This window comes from Streptomyces sp. NPDC059455 (assembly GCF_042750115.1).
GTDB lineage: Bacteria > Actinomycetota > Actinomycetes > Streptomycetales > Streptomycetaceae > Streptomyces > Streptomyces endocoffeicus.
Window position 1 is genome coordinate 1 of sequence record NZ_JBHYVB010000395.1, and the last position, 960, is coordinate 960.

A 960-nucleotide genomic window follows, 5' to 3' on the forward strand; every position below is an offset into this window, starting at 1 on the left:
CGTTGACTTTTGGCACGCTGTTGAGTTCTCAAGGAACGGACGCTTCCTTCGAAACCGTTTCACCGGCTTCTCCGGGCGCTTCCCTTCGGTGTTTCACACGCTATCAGACTATTTCCGGCTCTCCGTACCCGTGTCTCTCGCAAGGCATGCGAAAGGGGATCCGAGATTTGGATCAAGTAGCTGATGGCGCCGCCCTGAACCTGGATGTACACGCAGATGTCCGCGGTGCTTCATCCGGTGGGCAGGGATACGACAGTACAGCGCCCCGCGCGGCCGTGGCAAATCGATTCCTGGCCCGGGCACCCCCTCCCGCCTGCGCCACGTGTGCGGAATCCGTAGTTCCTATGACTTACTCTTCTGGGCAGTGCGCTGTCCGGGACAGGTGGTGACGGCGCGTGATGAATCTTCACCTCCCGGGAGGCTCCCATGACCAGCGTGACCTCACCGGTCGCCGGCCGCGTGATCGGACTCGAAGCGGTGCCCGATCCGGTGTTCTCCGGCGCCATGGTCGGTCCGGGCACGGCGATCGACCCAGTCCTCGAGCCCTTCGTGGCCGTGGCCCCGGTCGACGGCATCGTCGTCTCTCTGCACCCTCACGCGTTCGTCGTCGTGGACGGGGAGGGGCACGGTGTGCTCACCCACCTCGGCATCGACACCGTGCAGCTGAACGGCGAGGGCTTCGAGGTCCTCATCAACAAGGGGGACACCGTCAAGCGCGGTGACGCGATCGTGCGCTGGGACCCGGCCACCGCCGTGGCCGCGGGCAAGTCGCCGATCTGCCCGATCGTGGCACTCGAGGCCACGGCCGATGCCCTGTCCGACGTCAAGGAAGACGTCGATGTGAAGACTGGCGACACACTCTTCAACTGGTGAGCCGGGCGTGCGCCCCGCGGCCGATGGGGTCCCGGCCGGGCGGCGACCAGCGCCGCGATACGCCACCACCGACCAGTGTCGTTTACA

General features: G+C 65.6%; 1 protein-coding gene. It reads left to right on the forward strand.

The window, feature by feature from the left end; translation table 11 throughout:
- The first annotated feature begins 426 nt into the window (after positions 1-426).
- A complete protein-coding gene (locus ACFXB5_RS52680; protein ID WP_044579320.1) occupies positions 427-873 on the forward strand; it encodes a PTS glucose transporter subunit IIA in 447 nt (148 codons plus the stop codon).
- Positions 874-960 lie beyond the last annotated feature (87 nt).

What these genes read in the sequence shown, in the direction of transcription:
- ACFXB5_RS52680 (WP_044579320.1), top strand. Translation starts at nt 427, where the DNA reads ATGACCAGCGTGACCTCACCGGTCGCCGGCCGCGTGATCGGACTCGAA.